This is a genomic window from Flavobacterium ichthyis, assembly GCF_009915155.1.
Lineage (GTDB): Bacteria > Bacteroidota > Bacteroidia > Flavobacteriales > Flavobacteriaceae > Flavobacterium > Flavobacterium ichthyis.
In genome coordinates this window covers 102,258-117,459 of record NZ_JAABLM010000003.1, presented here as the reverse complement: position 1 = coordinate 117,459, position 15,202 = coordinate 102,258, and the positions used below count along the sequence as shown (strand labels likewise).

At 34.9% G+C, this 15,202-nt stretch carries 12 protein-coding genes; 9 read left to right on the top strand and 3 right to left on the bottom strand.

From position 1 onward, the window contains the following. Complete coding sequence (gene ytxJ, locus GV828_RS03430) at nt 1-513, top strand: bacillithiol system redox-active protein YtxJ (RefSeq protein ID WP_317163807.1); 513 nt, start codon at nt 1-3, stop codon at nt 511-513. Nucleotides 514-557: 44 nt separating this feature from the next. Here ytxJ and GV828_RS03425 read toward each other — a convergent pair whose 3' ends face one another. Beyond that, entirely contained in the window at nt 558-923 is a 366-nt protein-coding gene (locus tag GV828_RS03425) for a CCC motif membrane protein (RefSeq protein ID WP_166536077.1), read from the bottom strand. 35 nt (nt 924-958) lie between these two features. Further along, nucleotides 959-1,243: a DUF2752 domain-containing protein gene (locus tag GV828_RS03420; RefSeq protein WP_166536076.1), complete on the bottom strand. Its 285-nt coding sequence runs from the start codon at nt 1,241-1,243 to the stop codon at nt 959-961. Nucleotides 1,244-1,346: 103 nt separating this feature from the next. Here GV828_RS03420 and GV828_RS03415 point away from each other — a divergent pair, with 103 nt between their 5' ends. Both GV828_RS03415 and GV828_RS03410 read left to right on the top strand, forming a co-directional pair. Further along, complete coding sequence (locus GV828_RS03415; RefSeq protein WP_166536075.1) at nt 1,347-1,529, top strand: hypothetical protein; 183 nt, start codon at nt 1,347-1,349, stop codon at nt 1,527-1,529. Continuing rightward, the gene (locus tag GV828_RS03410) at nt 1,522-2,070 is read left to right on the top strand and encodes a Smr/MutS family protein (protein ID WP_166536074.1); all 549 of its coding nucleotides are present in this window, start codon (nt 1,522-1,524) and stop codon (nt 2,068-2,070) included. The genes GV828_RS03415 and GV828_RS03410 overlap by 8 nt, the downstream gene beginning before the upstream one ends. A gap of 47 nt (nt 2,071-2,117) precedes the next feature. Here the strand turns inward: GV828_RS03410 and GV828_RS03405 are convergent, their stop codons facing one another. Beyond that, nucleotides 2,118-3,137: a hypothetical protein gene (locus GV828_RS03405; RefSeq protein WP_166536073.1), complete on the bottom strand. Its 1,020-nt coding sequence runs from the start codon at nt 3,135-3,137 to the stop codon at nt 2,118-2,120. 119 nt (nt 3,138-3,256) lie between these two features. On the opposite strand from GV828_RS03405, the gene GV828_RS03400 reads away from it, so the two are divergent. From GV828_RS03400 to bglX, 6 genes are all read left to right on the top strand, one after another. Further along, complete coding sequence (locus tag GV828_RS03400; RefSeq protein WP_166536072.1) at nt 3,257-6,004, top strand: ligand-binding sensor domain-containing protein; 2,748 nt, start codon at nt 3,257-3,259, stop codon at nt 6,002-6,004. Between the two features lie 231 nt (nt 6,005-6,235). Then, nucleotides 6,236-9,322, top strand: a complete 3,087-nt coding sequence (locus GV828_RS03395; RefSeq protein WP_166536071.1) for a SusC/RagA family TonB-linked outer membrane protein — start codon at nt 6,236-6,238, stop codon at nt 9,320-9,322. 11 nt (nt 9,323-9,333) lie between these two features. Then, the gene (locus GV828_RS03390; RefSeq protein ID WP_166536070.1) at nt 9,334-10,758 is read left to right on the top strand and encodes a RagB/SusD family nutrient uptake outer membrane protein; all 1,425 of its coding nucleotides are present in this window, start codon (nt 9,334-9,336) and stop codon (nt 10,756-10,758) included. 22 nt (nt 10,759-10,780) lie between these two features. Beyond that, entirely contained in the window at nt 10,781-12,154 is a 1,374-nt protein-coding gene (locus GV828_RS03385; protein ID WP_166536069.1) for a glucoamylase family protein, read from the top strand. Beyond that, on the top strand, nt 12,154-12,855 hold the full coding sequence (locus tag GV828_RS03380) for a carboxylesterase family protein (RefSeq protein WP_166536068.1): 702 nt from the start codon (nt 12,154-12,156) through the stop codon (nt 12,853-12,855). Before GV828_RS03385 ends, GV828_RS03380 begins: the two co-directional genes overlap by 1 nt. A 46-nt stretch (nt 12,856-12,901) precedes the next feature. Further along, nucleotides 12,902-15,199, top strand: a complete 2,298-nt coding sequence (gene bglX / locus GV828_RS03375; protein ID WP_166536067.1) for a beta-glucosidase BglX — start codon at nt 12,902-12,904, stop codon at nt 15,197-15,199. Nucleotides 15,200-15,202: the final 3 nt, after the last annotated feature.

The following is a 15,202-nucleotide window of genomic DNA, read 5'->3' as shown; positions in this document are numbered from 1 at the left end:
ATGAAAGCAATTTCAATTTATATTCCATTCATTAATAAATGCCAAATTGACATAAAAACTGCTTTATACTATAAAATTAACCGACAAAAAGTCTTGAAAACTGAATTTATGGGAATTTTCAATAAATTATTTGGTTCAGATGAACCGCAAAATAAAGGTACGAACTCTAGTGCAATGCAGTGGAATCTTTTAACAGAACTAAAACATTTGGAAGAAATTACCGAAGAATCTTACACGAAGCCGGTTGTGATTTTCAAACATTCCACCCGATGCAGCATTAGTAGAATGGCGTTGAAAAATTTTGAAAGAGAATTTGGTGAAGAAAATTTATCCGAAAAAATCACTCCTCACTTTTTAGATTTGCTCAACTACCGAGAGATTTCGAATGAAATTGCGCAAAAATTTCACGTGATTCACCAATCGCCACAAATAATTTTGCTCAAAGAAGGGAAAGCTATTTATGATACTTCGCATAGCGAAATTGACGCCGTAGTACTTAGCCAAAAAGTATAAAAAAACCAGCTCGAAAGCTGGTTTTTGTTTTGATTATCAAGAGATTACATTCCTTGCATTTCTCTGACTCTTTCTTGTAATAATTCCGGATCTTGTAATGCATCAAACCCAATATAAGCAATGATGAAGATAAAATAAATAATTGATAAAATGTTTAAAATCAACCCAATGATATTTAAAATTCTCCCCGTATTGCTTGTTGAGTAGTTAGTATAATGTGTTGGATTTGCAGAATATAATTTTCTGTCTTTATTAGCTAGAACTAAGCCGATAATTGACAAAATTAAACCAATAAGCCCGTAGCACCAGCAAAGTACGATGGAAATAATTCCTAACACTAATGAAGGCGTTGCATTAGGTAATTTTTGATTGGTTAAAGATTCATTTTCTTGAAAGTTTTGGTGTTCCATAATTTTTAAATGTTTATTTGGTTGGTTAAAATTTTCTATAAAAATATAAAAAGATATTTATTTACAAATGCCGCAAACATAATTATTGCATTAATTATAGCAACAACGATAATTAACTTAGAATAATTTCGAGATTTATCTACAAGATGAAGCCCAAGTAAGACGAAAAATAAAATAGTGGTGTATATTGCCGGAAACATATGGAAAGCATCGGCAAATTCACCTTTACAAACCATCACAAAAGCTCTTTGTGTACCGCATCCAGGACAATCAATTCCCAAATATTTTTTCGTAAAACAGGGAAGCATATATTCTTCCATAGAAATGACTTTTAAAATACAATTTTACGAAAAAATAAGAAGAAACTAATGATTTTCCTCGAAACTTTGCTATTTTTGAACCATCTCTAAAGCCGTTATCAAAATGAAAAAAATATACATTCCGTTACTTATCATTGCTGGTTTTGTAGCCATTTTCGAACAAGGAAAAGAAAAACCAAATGTATATATTATGGTAACAGCCATTGCGGTTTTTATGATGACAATGATGTGGTTAACGGCAAAAACCCCGGGGAAAAACGACGAAAATCCTTCAGATAATGTTTAAAAAAGGCGATAAGGTAACTGTTTTGGACGATGATTTTAGTGGCGAGGTTATTTCGGTAAATCAAAATCGTGTGAAAATTGAAACTACTGATGGTTTTGTTTTAGAATTCAACGATTCAGAATTAATTTTGATAGAAACCCCTTTGAAAATTAATTTTTCGGTACAAAACATAAATCAGGTTTTAAAGGAAAAAGAAATCCCGAAACCGAGAAGTTTTGTTAAAGAAAAGAAAGATAAGCACGAACGTGGTATTCCAGAATTTGATTTGCACATCGAGAAGTTAGTGCGCAACAAAAAAGGGATGTCAAACCACGAAATTTTAACACTTCAGCTTGAAACGGCACAACGCCACGTTGAATTTGCCATCAAAAATAGAATTCCGAAAATTGTTTTAATTCATGGAGTAGGAGAAGGAACTCTGAAAACCGAGATTGATTACATGCTCAATCGTTTTGAAGAAATTAATTTTCAAGACGCTGATTATCAAAAATACGGTTCTGGAGCAACGGAAGTGTATGTTAAACAAAACAAGAATAGATAAAATTTAAGCTCCATTTGGAGCTTAAATTTTTTTTTTTGGAACAAATATTAAGGAATGTAGATTCCAAAAGTATCATTTTGTCGTACAAAAGTACTTTGAAATTCGGTTGAACTTGCGACTGGAGTTACGCGACGGTAGGTCACATTTCGCAGCACTAAATTAAAAGAAACTTGACCAGTCGCTTCGCTTCTGGTTACCGAAATATAGCCTTGATCGTCAATATCATTTACCTGATCAATTCCGTTATCGCCATTCCATTGTTCGAAAAGTGTGGGTAAGTTAGCACTTGCACAATAATTTGCAGGAAAAACATCGCCATAAAAAACTTTATAGGTAACTTTTACCAAATTATTATCGATAAAAATAGGTTGCGCTTCGGTATTTCCTGCTTCAGGCAAAAGCGAATCCGGGATTGTAACCTCTAAAACACAATTAATATTAGGAGAATTAACTACGTTTCCAGGATTTTTATCTAAAATTTTAAAAATTTTAGCATCACTGCATCTGAAAATATTTGCGTTATTAAAATTAAACGTAACATCAGTATTGGTTTGGAAAACACCAAAGTTTAAAGTTTCGTATATAATTGAACCGGATTGTGTGCTGCTAGACATAGCAATATTATTCAAAGTGATTGCATGTTCATATTTTGCAGTTTCGAGCGTAGAGGTTCCTTCAACTGGTCGGGTTACAACACGATATTGTCCTTGTGCATTGGCACCACTTGTCCATTCATCAATAACTTTTGGAGTGATTGGAGGTAAAAGTGAGCAAAAATAACCATCCGATACATTTTCATCGAAAACCCTGTAAGTTAATTTCCGGTTAGCGTTTAGTAAAAAAGTAGTATCTTTTGATTTATTAAGAAAAGGAAATTCGTTTTGAGGAAATTGCAATATAAGTGCTTCATTTTCATTAATTTTAAAAATAGAATTTAAAATATCTGAATTGTTCGAACACCTTTTTGCTTGAACCTGAGAAAAATCAAAAGAATCGAATGTTAAATCGCCATCATCGCAGCCGCAAAGTATCAATGCTAGGAACGAGAGGCTTAAATATTTTTTCATTGCAAAATTTTTTTAAGCAAAAATAGTTTTTTATGATTAAATACCGCAATCTATAACGTCTTTTTATGCGTTGCTAAAAGTCGGAATTGTTTTTTATCTTTGAAAACAAAACTTGCAAAGTGAATTTTAAGTTTTTCAAAATTTTATTAATCCTCCTTTTTACTCAACATATTACGGCTCAAGAACTTTTGCCATTTGTTGAAAATTTTACCAAGCATGAATATTCTGGTGATAATCAGGTTTGGAACGTGGTTCAAGGGAATGACAATGCAATTTATTTTGCCAATAATCATTATTTTATTAGATACAATGGTGTAAAATGGGAACGTTATACTTTACCTAATAAAACCATTATTAGGTCCATTTATAGTCATGGTGATAAAATTTATTGTGGTTCCTACAAAGAGTTTGGTTTTTGGCAAAGAAAAAATGGTGTGATGCAATACCAGTCGCTCACAGAAAATAATGAGTTGCTTAGAAATAGTCCGGACAACGAAGAAATTTGGAAAATTTTTAAATCGAAAGACAAATTGTATTTTCAAACTTTCAACGAATTATTCATTTTAAATGCTAATCAAAAACTCGAAAAAATAAAGTTTCCCCATCAAATTTCCTACTGTTATGAGATTGATGATACGATTTATGTAGCTACCGTGAAACATGGGGTTTACGTTTTTGAAAACAAAACTTTTATAAAAAAAGAAAATTGGAAAATTCTTGAAAATAATGTGATACACAATATGGAGAAATTCAATGGGAAGCTCCATATTTTTACCAAACACAATGGAATTTTTGTTGAAGAAAATGACAAACTTGTGCCTTGGAATCATGCACTTAACAATGTTTTTAAAGAAAAAGTAATTATTACTGCCAAAATTATTGATGATGATAAAATGGCAGTTGGAACGAGCTTGCAAGGCTTATTTTTAGTAGATTTAAAATCAGGGAAATACCAAAACTTAAATCGGCAAAATACGTTGAAAAACAACTGTATTTTAACGATTACCACTGATAAAGAAGGCGATTTATGGCTTGGATTAGACAATGGGATTAGCCATGTTGAAATCAATTCGCCAGTGGAAATTTTTACCGATAATTCTGGAATTTTAGGTTCAGTTTATTCATTGGCAACTTTACAAAAAGGATACTTGTTTGTTACTAACCATGGGATTTTTACCTGCAAGAATAAGGATTTAGAAGTAATTCCAAATTCGCAAGGGCAAGTTTGGGACATATTTAAAAAGGATAACGATTTTATAATAGGTCACAATGATGGTACTTATTATTATGATGGTGTTTTAAAAAGAGTAAATCCCGTAAACGGTGGCTGGAAATTATTAGAAAGTAAATTTGAAAAAGTTTATTTTCAAGGAAATTACTCTGGTATTGTGGTTTATGAGAATCCTAATGATCTTTCGCAATATAAAAATCTAGCAAAAATTACTAAGCCTATCCGTAATCTTGCCCAAAATAAACCCGGAGAATTATGGGCAGCAGATAGTTATAGAAGTTTGTATAGAATTATTTACAACAAAAATTTTGAAGTTGAAAAAGTAGAAAATGTATCGCAAAGTAATGGAATTATCAATGACTTTGCAGTCAAATTATTTTCGTACAAAAACGAAATTCTATTTTTAATTGACAATAATTGGTACACTTATAATTCTATTTCGGGGAAATTAGTAAAAAGTGATGCCTTCAACAAAGATTTCAAAAATGTTACCGAAGTTATTGAAATTGACCAAGATAATTTTATGGTTTTAAGAGATGATATGCTATACACCGTTCACCAAAAAAACAATAAATTTGTCTGGAATCTTATCCCAGAAAAATATTACCGGGGTAGAATTATATTAGAGAATATAAAGGTTTTTAAAGACCAAAATCAATTTCTAATAAACCTTGACGATGGGTTTTTCTCAATAACATCTCAAAAAACTAAAGTTTCAAATCAAAAGTTTATTACCGAAGGTTATTTTCAAGGAGAGCTTATTGTAGAAGGAAACAAAATTGCAAACGGACAACCTGTAGAAATCAACATTATAAGTGAATATTTAGGTTTTAACCGTCCAGAAATTTTCTACCGTTTAGATCAAGAAGAAAAATTTATCCCGCTAAAAAATGGAACGCTCGTCCTCAATAACTTAACCAGCGGAAGTCACATCGTCAATTTTTATGTGAATAATGGAACTAGTTTTACCAAGATTGCGGATTATCAATTTGATGTTCGTTGGCCTTGGTACTATTCATTTTGGATGATTTTAGTGTATATTTTTGTGATTGCGGCTGCCTTGTTTTTGTACTATCGCTGGAATCAAGTAAGATATTCAGAAAAGCTAAAATTAAGAGAAGAGGAATTAAAACACCAACAAGAAATTTTGGAATTAGAGTTAAAAGCTGAAAATAATAGAAAATTACAAGAGTACGAAAAACATATTTTGGAAATCGAAGTGCAAAATAAAGCTTATGAAGTAGCAGGGAAATCATTATCTATTGCAAAACAAAGCGAAATGATTGATAGCATTCAGCAAATTTTAGAAAGTGAAAATGAATCCAGAAAAATAAAAGAAAAAATTAGAAAGTCGATTAAAGTAAACGCTTTGAACAAAAATGAGTGGGAAAGTTTCCAACAAAATTTAATGCAAAGCAATGAGGAATTTGTGCAAAAACTCACCACCCAATTTCCGAATTTAACTTCAAAAGATATCAAACTTTGCATTTATCTTAAAATGAATTTATCATCTAAAGAAATTGCTCCGTTGATGAACATTACTTTTAGAGGAGTGGAATTACACCGATATCGTTTGCGAAAAAAACTCAATTTAGCACAAGATGAAAGTTTAAACAATTTCATGATGAAAATTTAATCGCATTTAAAACGTTTTCGTTTTAACATTTAGCACTACATCAAATATACATCATTGAAATTTTAACACCTCGTATTTATATACATTTTTACCATTGTATTTTATTGACAATCATTTGATTAAGTTATAGTAAATTATTTTTGATGTAGTAATGTAGTGATAGATATTGTTTTACTACAACGTTGTAATTCCTTACTTTCGTTTCACTAACTTTTAACAAATTTTAAACAAATGAAAAACTTTATTTTTGGAGTGTTTGCATTTTTGTTATTTCACGGTGCGATGGTTGCACAAGAAATAACAGGTAAGGTGCAAGATCAGGATGGACTTCCGCTTCCGGGAGTAACCATTACGGCACCAAATTCGAGTGCGGTTTCCGACTTTGATGGAAATTTCTCAATTAATGCCGAAGTCGGACAACAGTTAACATTTTCCTTTTTAGGTTACAATTCGGTTTCGCTTCCTGCGGCTTCCGGAATGACTATTAGCATGTCTTCTTCCGCAACAGATTTATCGGAAGTTGTTGTAATTGGATACGGTACCGCAAAACGTTCGGAATTAACGGGATCTGTGTCCACAATTAAATCGGGCGAAATTACCAAACAACCTGCTTTCAATGCCTTACAATCATTACAAGGTAAAGCAGCAGGTGTTAACATTATTGCCAACGATGCTCCAGGAGCGACACCTACCATTATTATTCGTGGTTTAGGAACTGCAGAAGGAGGAAGAACTCCAATTTTTGTTGTTGATGGTGTCATCACAGGAAGTATTGCCAATTTAGCGCCTTCAGACATTGAATCTTTCGATATTGTGAAAGACGCGGCAACTGCTGCAATTTATGGTTCGAATGCTGCAAATGGTGTTGTTTTGATTACGACTAAAAGAGGACGTACTGGAAAAACCCGTGTAAACGTTGATTCTTTTTACGGTGCGAGATCTACAGTCAATGCTGTAAAAATGGCAAATGCAGATCAATACATCACTTATTTTAACGATTTTCAAAGATTTAGCCCACAAACGGCCAATACTTATTTCTTACAAGAAAATCAGCCGTATGATACGGATTGGTATGATGAGTTGACCGATATTGGAATGATTAACAGTAATAATATTTCATTTTCTGGAGGTGGAGAAAGCTCAACATATTTCTTTAGCTTCAATAATTTTAACGAAGATGGTATCTTAAAAAATCAAGATATTACCAGAAACACACTTCGTTCTAACACAAGTTTTAAAGCACTTAACGACAGATTGAAAATTACAAATAATGTAAATTTAACTTTCACAAAATCAACTCCGAAACCATTTGGTGCTTTTTCTGATGCTTATCGTCAATCTCCATTAACACCGGTATATTATCCAACAGGTCAATGGGGTCAAAACTTTGTAAACGCAACAACAGGAGTGATTGGTTATTTGCCAACAAATCCGGGTGATAGAATTGGTAGACTAAATACTGCAGCAAATCCTGTAGCATCAGTGCATTTTGCGAATGAAAGAAACAAAATGACAGAGCTACAAGGATCAATTGAGGCAGAATACAAAATTACTGATTGGTTGAAAATTACTTCTCGTTTTGGTGCTACAAAATCTTTTAGCAAACGAAGAGTTTACAGTGATTTGATGGGAACTTGGTTAGCAGGTGATCCAACCAGAACGCAAGCGGAATATGAAGCAAACCATGATGCCATGGAAGACAATGTAACCACTTGGTCATATAATTCATTATCTTATGCTGATGTGGAAAGCTATCGTTATAACTGGGATAACTTTTTAACTTTCGAACATTCTTTTGGTAAACATAATTTTGATGCGGTTTTGGGTGCTACGCAAGATAGAAGAAACGATGTTTATACTTCTACTATCAGAGGGTTTGACGTTCCAACACAATCAAATTATTGGAATATCAATTTTGCCGAAGGCGTAAAAATCGCTGAACAACAGTTTTCAACACCAACGCAAATTTTATCTTACTTCGGGCGTTTGCAGTATAATTTTGACGAGCGTTATTTTATCAGTGGTGTTATCAGACGAGATGGAAACAGTGATTTCCGTAACAACAGAAATTATTGGGGAACTTTCCCTTCAGTTTCTGCGGGTTGGGTAATCTCTAATGAATCTTTTATGGCAGAATCTAAAACTTTTGATTTCTTAAAGTTAAGAGCGGGTTATGGAGAAGTTGGTAATTCTAATATTCCAAGAAACCAGTCGTCTGTGATTACCAATCCTGGAAGTAATAGTGTGAATTATGTTTTTGGTCCAAACCAAGATTTTATTTACGGTGCTGCTTACGGTACTCCGGCAACAGACTTGATGTGGGAAGTAACAAAAGAGATTAATGCAGGTATTGATTTTGCAATATTGGATAACAAATTAAGTGGAAATATTGATTATTACAACCGTTTAAATACCAATTCAATCTTAAAAATTAAACCTATTATGAACTCTCCAAATATGCAAGATTTCTTTGACCATGGTGGAGAAGTACGTAATGAAGGTTTTGAAGTTGGATTAAACTGGAGAGATCAAATTAACGATGATTTTTCCTATAGTATTGGTGGAAATTACTCAAGAAACACAAATACTTTGGAAAGCGTAAAACCAGCTTATGATGGTTATATTGGAGGAAGTTTAGGTAATGGTCAAATCACCAAACAATTAAGAGAAGGTCAACCAATTTATTCTTGGTGGATGTTTGAAACCGAAGGTGTTTGGCAAAACCAAGCAGAAATTGATTCAAATCCTCGAATCGGAAATCCGCAACCAGGTCAATTGCGTTACAAAGACCAAAATGGTGATGGTTTAATTGATGATAGAGATAAAAAATTCTTCGGATCATATATTCCTAAGTTCACTTATGCTTTGAGTGTTAATGTAAACTATAAAAATTTCGATTTTTCAGTTGATGGAATCGGAGTAGGTGGAAACAAAGTTTATAATGGGTTGAAAGGAACGCGTATCGATGGTGGAGAAAACATCGCAGCTGAAACATTTAATAACCGTTGGACCGGCGAAGGTTCTACTAATTCTAACCCGGGAGCAAACAGAGATGCATTGGCTTCTAATTATTATTTAGAGGACGGAGATTATTTCAGAATTAACAATATTACATTAGGTTACACATTTAAAGAATTACCTGGTATTTCTAAATTAAGAGTTTACGGTACTGCTCAAAATCCGTTTATGTTTACTAAATATTCAGGATTTACACCAGAGTTAAATCAAAACGGAAACCCAGGAGAAACTGCAGGGATCGAACTTTCGGCTTATCCAACACTTAAAACGTTCATTTTTGGTATCAATTTAGAACTTTAAAAATTTAAACTATGAAAATTAATTATACAAAAGCAGTTTGTCTTGCATTTGCAATAGGTGTTTTAGCGGGCTGTGATGATTATCTAGATGTAGATTCTAGAGAGCGAATTGCTGTTGAAGATGGAGAAATCCAAGAACCAGAAGCCTTCGTGAACGGTATTTATGGAATGTTAACCGAATGGGATTATGCGTTTTCTTACTTAGGAATTACAGAAATTATTTCGGATAATGCTGATAAAGGAAGTTCCCCTTCGGATTCAGGATCAGACAAAGCATTTTTAGACAATTTACAATTTACAAGTGCTAACGCAGGTTCTGTTGGAGCCATGTGGACCAACTGGTACAAATCTATTGGTCGTGCTACAAATGCTATTGAATACACAGAAAACTTCGGGTTAACTGATGAAGCTTACAAAAATCGTTTAATTGGGGAAGCTAGATTCCTTCGTGCTTTCAACTATTTTTATTTGGTTAGGGCTTTCGGAGATGTGCCTTTACAACACGTTGACCTTGTAAACAGAGCGCCAAAAGAGCAAGTTTACGATTACATCGAAGAAGATTTGTTAGCTGCAATTGAATTTTTGCCGGAAAAAAGCGAATATGTTGCAAAAGATTTAGGTCGTGCTACTAAAGGAGCTGCAAAAGCTTTATTGGCAAAAGTATATTTGTACCAAAGAGATTGGCAAAACGCCTATGATTACGCCAACCAAGTCATCACTTCTGGTGAATATGGTTTAGAAGGAGATTATGCTACACTTTGGAGAGAATCTACCGAAAACGGTGTGGAATCTATTTTTGAAGTTCAAGCTCGCGGTGTGGAAATTGCTCATGGAGTGCAACAATATTCTCAAACACAAGGAGCCCGTGGAACAAGCGGCTGGGGTTGGGGTTTCAACACACCTTCACAAAATTTGTTAGATGCATTTAATGCTGAAGGCGATGTGATCCGTAGAGATGCAACTATTATTTTCGCTGGCGAAACTTTATGGGATGGAAGAGTAGTTAGTGCTGCTGTTGAAAACCCAATGTACAACGAAAAAGCGTATTCAAGTGCCAACTTAGGTGATGGTGATGGAGACAAAAACATTCGTGTACTTCGTTTAGCTGAAATTTATTTAATTCACGCAGAAGCTGCAAACGAGTTGAATAATACAGGTGTTGCTGTTGCATCTTTAAATTTAGTACGTAATCGTGTAAATTTAGGTGTCACGCCCGCAACAACTCAAGCAGACATCCGTTTGGCAATCTGGAAAGAAAGAAGATTAGAATTAGCGTTCGAACACGATCGTTGGTTTGATTTAATTCGTACAGGTCAAGCTCCAGCTGCTATGGCGGCAAACGGAAAACAATTTATTGTAGGAAGACACGAATTATTCCCTATTCCTAACAATCAGTTGATTCAAACTCCAGGAATGACACAAAATCCTGATTATTAATAGACTACTTTAAACAATTTTAATGAAATATTTCGCTTTCATATTATTTTTGTTTACCAGTTGTGGATCAAGCGAATCGTCTTCTTCGGGAGACGATTCTACCACTCCGGTAACACCACCAGTTACAATTTCTGACGAGCAATTGATGGACATTGTACAAAAACAAACGTTTAAATATTTTTGGGATTTTGCCGAACCCAATTCTAAACTCGCCAGAGAACGGTATCATCCTGACGGGAATTACCCTTCTAACGATGCTCATATCGTGACCACTGGTGGTTCGGGTTTTGGCTTAATGTCAATTGTAGCAGCAGTTTCTAGAAACTACGTTTCTCGTAGCGAAGCTGTTTCACGATTAAATACTATTGCAAATTTTCTTGAAAACGCCGACAGATTCCACGGGGCTTGGCCACATTGGATTGACGGAAATACCGGACATGTAAAACCTTTTGGAACAAAGGACAATGGTGGCGATTTAGTTGAAACCGCTTTCCTTTGCCAAGGAATGATTTGTGTTCGTGAATTTTTTAAAAATGGTTCTCCCGAAGAACAAGCTTTGGCACAAAAATTCGACAATCTTTGGAAAGGTGTCGATTGGAACTGGTACCGAAACAATCAAAACGTATTGTATTGGCATTGGTCACCAAATTATAACTGGGAAATGAATTTTCCACTTGAAGGCTACAACGAATGTTTAATCACTTACGTGATGGCAGCCGCTTCGCCAACACATCCTATTCCTACAGCAGCTTACCACGAAGGTTGGGCAAGAAACGGCGGAATTACTTCTGCTAATACTAAATATGGAATTCCCTTAATTTTAAAACATAACGGAGCTGAACAAAGCGGAGGGCCACTTTTTTGGGCACATTATTCGTATTTGGGTCTCGATCCGCAACAACTTACTGACCAATACGCTAATTATTGGGATGTAAACGTTAATCATTCAAAAATAAATTACCAACATTGTGTTGAAAATCCAAATAATTTTGGTGGTTACGGAACTGATTATTGGGGGTTAACCGCTTCATATTCCAGAAATTCTGATGGTTCTGTGGGTTACGACGCTCATATGCCACAAAATGACAAAGGGGTAATTTCGCCAACGGCAGCCATTTCGTCAATTCCTTATACCCCAACAGAATCCTTAGCAGCAATGCGAAATTTTTACGTAAATAATAGCGTAACAATGTGGGGTCCCGCTGGATTTTACGATGCTCATAGCAAACATTTTGGTTGGGTGGCAAAACAATATTTGGCAATCGATCAAGGTCCGATGGTAGTGATGATCGAGAACCACCGTTCAGGATTATTATGGAATTTATTTATGAACGCTCCCGAAATTCGTCAAGGATTAGTTTCTTTAGGATTTCATTCGGGCAAACACGGATTTTAATGAAATTAAAAACAATTTTATTCAGTTTATTCGTATCAGTTTCTGTGTTCGCGCAAAAACAAATCAGTGGCAATTTTAAAGTCGAAATTTCCCAAAAGAAAGAATTGCAATACGCTTTGCATCTTCCGGAAGATTTAAAATCTAAAAAACCGCTTATTGTTTTCTTACACGGTTCTGGCGAAAAAGGATCGGATATCGAAAAAGTGAAGGTTCATGGGCCTTTCAAATATTTAAAAACAAATAACATCGACAGTTATGTTTTGGCACCTCAATGTCCGGAAAATGAATATTGGGATTCTGAAACGCTTTACAAATTGATTCAAAAAATACAAAAAGAGTACAAAATTGACGAATCCAGAATTTACCTTACCGGTTTAAGCATGGGAGGTTGGGGAGCTTGGAATCTCGCTTTTGCCCATCCGGAAATGTTTGCTTGTTTGGTTCCAATTTGTGGTTTCGTGGATCGCGTTCCCATGATTGAAAACTGTAAAATTCAAAATATGCCTATCCGCATGTATCATGGCTTATTAGATGATGTGGTTGATGTCAATTATTCAATTGAAATATATAGAAAACTTCAAAAGTGCAACAAAAATATTACATTTACCATTTTTGACGATGCCAACCATGACAGTTGGACGCGCGTTTATGACAATCCGGAAATTTACAATTGGATGTTACAACAACGAAAAAACAATTAATATCGAGCTCAATTAGGAAAATTTTTTCCTTCAAATTTATATAAGAATGAAATTCAAAAGTGTACTCTTATTGTCTTTAGCCATTACATTTTCGGCAAATGCACAAAAAAGTAAAAAGAAAGAACAAATCAAGCCAAAGGCAGAATTTGTGGCAGAATTAATGTCGAAAATGACACTCGAAGAAAAAATCGGGCAGTTAAATTTGCCAAGTTCTGGAGATATCACTACCGGCCAAGCAAAGAGTTCAAACATTGCAAAAAAAATAGAACAAGGCGAAGTAGGAGGTTTGTTCAACATAAAATCAGTTGCGAAAATCAAGGACGTTCAAAAAATTGCAGTCGAGAAATCGCGTCTCAAAATTCCATTGATTTTTGGGATGGATGTGATTCACGGTTACGAAACTACATTCCCAATTCCGTTAGGACTTTCAACTTCTTGGAACATGGAAATCATTAAAAGAAGTGCACAAATTGCCGCTTCAGAAGCAACCGCTGACGGAATCAATTGGACATTTTCTCCCATGTTAGACATTTCTCGCGATCCTCGATGGGGTCGTGTTTCAGAAGGAAACGGAGAAGATCCATATTTAGCAAGCGAGATTGCTAAAGCTATGGTTCAGGGTTATCAAGGAAACGATTTGATGGCAAATAATACGATGCTGGCTTGCGTAAAACATTTTGCACTTTATGGAGCTTCCGAAGCAGGACGTGATTACAATACTGTGGACATGAGTAAGATAAGAATGTACAACGAATACCTTCCTCCATATAAAGCTGCAATTGAAGCTGGAGCCGGAAGTGTGATGGCGTCATTCAACGAAATTGACGGAATTCCTGCAACTGGAAATAAATGGTTGTTAACAGAAGTCCTTCGCAACCAATGGAAATTTAACGGTTTCGTGGTAACTGATTATACCGGAATTCCAGAAATGATTGAGCACGGAATGGGCGATTTACAAACGGTTTCAGCATTGGCGTTAAAAGCTGGCGTTCACATGGATATGGTTGGGGATGGTTTTTTGACAACTTTAAAAAAATCGTTACAAGAAGGTAAAGTAACAATGGCAGAAATTGATAATGCAACCCGTTTAATTTTAAATGCAAAATACGATTTGGGACTTTTCCACGACCCGTACAAATATTGCGATGAAAAACGTGCCAAAACCGAAGTCTATAACGATAACTTCCGCAAAGAAGCAAGAGCAATCGCAGCAGAATCTATGGTTTTGATGAAAAATGAAAACCAATTACTTCCTCTAAAAAAATCTGGAACTGTTGCTTTAATCGGTCCGTTAGCAGATGCCGGAAATAATATGGCAGGAACTTGGAGCGTGGCTACTAATCAAGGTCGTACAAAATCTTTAAAAGAAGCAATGACTGAAGTTTTGGGTAAAAATGTAAACGTTTTGTACGCCAAAGGTTCTAACTTAGATTATGATGCAGAGTTTCAAAAAAATGCAACGATGTTCGGAAAAGACATTGCTCGAGATAATAGAAATCCACAAGAAATTATCGCTGAAGCTGTTGCCGTAGCACAAAAATCAGATGTGATTATTGCAGCTATCGGTGAATCTGCAGAAATGAGTGGCGAAAGCAGCAGCCGAACCAATATTGAAATTCCACAAGCACAAAAAGATTTGTTAGAGGCTTTACACAAAACCGGGAAACCAGTGGTGGTTGTGCTTTTCACAGGTCGTCCGTTAGTTTTAACTGATGATATGGCTAAAGCCAATGCGATGCTAAACGTTTGGTTTCCGGGAAGTGAAGCGGGATACTCAATTACCGATGTTCTTTTTGGAGATGAAAATCCTTCGGCAAAATTATCGGCCACTTTTCCAAGAAGCCTTGGTCAAGTCCCCATCTTTTATAATCACAAAAATACCGGTCGCCCGATTGCTAACACTGAAGGAAAATTTGAAAAATTCCGTTCAAATTACATCGATGAAAGAAACGAACCATTGTTTCCGTTCGGATTTGGATTAAGTTACACAAAATTTGAGTACAGCAACCTTAGTCTTTCGTCCGAAAAAATGACCGAAACCCAAAAAATCACAGTATCGATTGATGTAAAAAACAGCGGGAATTATGATGGAAAAGAAGTCATTCAATTATACATTCGTGATATTGTAGGTTCAGTAACCCGACCAATGAAAGAGCTTAAAGATTTCAAAAAAATCAATTTCAAAAAAGGTGAAACCAAAACTGTGACCTTTGAAATTGACGTAGAAGATTTAAAATTCTATAATTCCAATTTAGATTTTGTAGCAGAACCTGGAAAATTCCAAGTTTTTGTCGGAACAAATTCTGATGAAGTTTTGACCAAAGAGTTTGAGTTAGTTAAATAATTA

Bases quoted from the DNA above. Each gene is read 5' to 3' on its own strand.
- ytxJ (WP_317163807.1), top strand. From the start codon at position 1: ATGAAAGCAATTTCAATTTATATTCCATTCATTAATAAATGCCAAATT.
- GV828_RS03425 (WP_166536077.1), bottom strand. From the start codon at position 923: ATGGAACACCAAAACTTTCAAGAAAATGAATCTTTAACCAATCAAAAA.
- GV828_RS03420 (WP_166536076.1), bottom strand. From the start codon at position 1,243: ATGGAAGAATATATGCTTCCCTGTTTTACGAAAAAATATTTGGGAATT.
- GV828_RS03415 (WP_166536075.1), top strand. From the start codon at position 1,347: ATGAAAAAAATATACATTCCGTTACTTATCATTGCTGGTTTTGTAGCC.
- GV828_RS03410 (WP_166536074.1), top strand. From the start codon at position 1,522: ATGTTTAAAAAAGGCGATAAGGTAACTGTTTTGGACGATGATTTTAGT.
- GV828_RS03405 (WP_166536073.1), bottom strand. From the start codon at position 3,137: ATGAAAAAATATTTAAGCCTCTCGTTCCTAGCATTGATACTTTGCGGC.
- GV828_RS03395 (WP_166536071.1), top strand. From the start codon at position 6,236: ATGAAAAACTTTATTTTTGGAGTGTTTGCATTTTTGTTATTTCACGGT.
- GV828_RS03390 (WP_166536070.1), top strand. From the start codon at position 9,334: ATGAAAATTAATTATACAAAAGCAGTTTGTCTTGCATTTGCAATAGGT.
- GV828_RS03385 (WP_166536069.1), top strand. From the start codon at position 10,781: ATGAAATATTTCGCTTTCATATTATTTTTGTTTACCAGTTGTGGATCA.
- GV828_RS03380 (WP_166536068.1), top strand. From the start codon at position 12,154: ATGAAATTAAAAACAATTTTATTCAGTTTATTCGTATCAGTTTCTGTG.
- bglX (WP_166536067.1), top strand. From the start codon at position 12,902: ATGAAATTCAAAAGTGTACTCTTATTGTCTTTAGCCATTACATTTTCG.